This is a genomic window from Mesorhizobium sp. (genome assembly GCF_004962925.1).
In the GTDB taxonomy this organism is placed as follows: Bacteria; Pseudomonadota; Alphaproteobacteria; order Rhizobiales; family Rhizobiaceae; genus Mesorhizobium.
This window is the reverse complement of the sequence record NZ_SUEO01000112.1, coordinates 351-1,230: the sequence shown is the minus strand read 5'-3', so window position 1 is coordinate 1,230 and position 880 is coordinate 351. Positions and strand designations below refer to the sequence as shown.

The following is an 880-nucleotide window of genomic DNA, read 5'->3' as shown; positions in this document are numbered from 1 at the left end:
CGACCGACAGCCCCTCCGGCCATGGCGGCGCCCAGTCGGGCAGAACGGAAACGCCGAGACCGTTGCTGACCATCACCGTTATGGCTTCCAGCGAATCCAACTCCAGCCACTCCCGGGGCCGAAGCTTCTGGCGGCGCAGCCACTCGTCGGCCAGACGGCCACCCCAATTGTTGCGGTCATACCGGATGAAAGGCAGCGTTGCGAGCAACTGTTCCGGATCGCGCGTGGCGAGGGCGCCCGGCGCAAGAAGGATCAAAGGCTCGGTCCGAAGGACGCTCCAATGCAGCGATTTTGGGATCGGAAAGGGCGGCCGCACCAATATGGCCGCGTCGATGCTTCCGTCGCCGAGCGCCTGATAGAGATCAGTGGAGGTGCCGGGGAGAACGAAGACCTCGACCGAAGGCACCGTGTCGACAAGGTGCCGCAGGGCGGGCGCAAGGATGCCGGTGAGCGCGGTCGATATGGCGCCTAGTCTCATCTCGCCTGATGGCGAATCGGTCTGCGCAAGGGTTTTCAGCTGGCGGATGTCGCCAAGGATTCTGCGGCTTTGCTCCAGAATTGCATGGCCGGCGTCAGTCGGCTGCACCACGCGGCCCGCGCGTACCAGCAGCCGCTTGCCGAATTCGTCCTCCAGCGCCTGCATGCGCTGGGCCACCGCGGCCGGCGTGATTGCCAGACGGCGGGCCGCCCGTATTGTTCACCAGAATGTCGACCGAGCCGAAGGCCTTCTCGATCGAGGCCAGGCGTCCCTCGATCGACGACAGGTCGCCGATATCCCAGCCCATTGTCAGCGCCTCGTTGCCGGCGCCCTTGATGGCCGAGGTGGTGTTTTCAGCGGCCGCTTCGTCGATGTCGGCGACGACCACGCGCACGCCTTCGC

At 65.7% G+C, this 880-nt stretch carries 2 protein-coding genes; both read right to left on the bottom strand.

Annotated elements, in window-relative coordinates; translation table 11 throughout:
- Window positions 1-643, bottom strand: a 643-nt coding sequence (locus E5W87_RS20960) for a LysR family transcriptional regulator (RefSeq protein WP_292401671.1), incomplete at its 3' end; no start/stop codon positions are given.
- Window positions 573-880, bottom strand: a 308-nt coding sequence (locus E5W87_RS20955; protein ID WP_292401668.1) for an SDR family NAD(P)-dependent oxidoreductase, incomplete at its 5' end; no start/stop codon positions are given. The genes E5W87_RS20960 and E5W87_RS20955, both read right to left, overlap by 71 nt.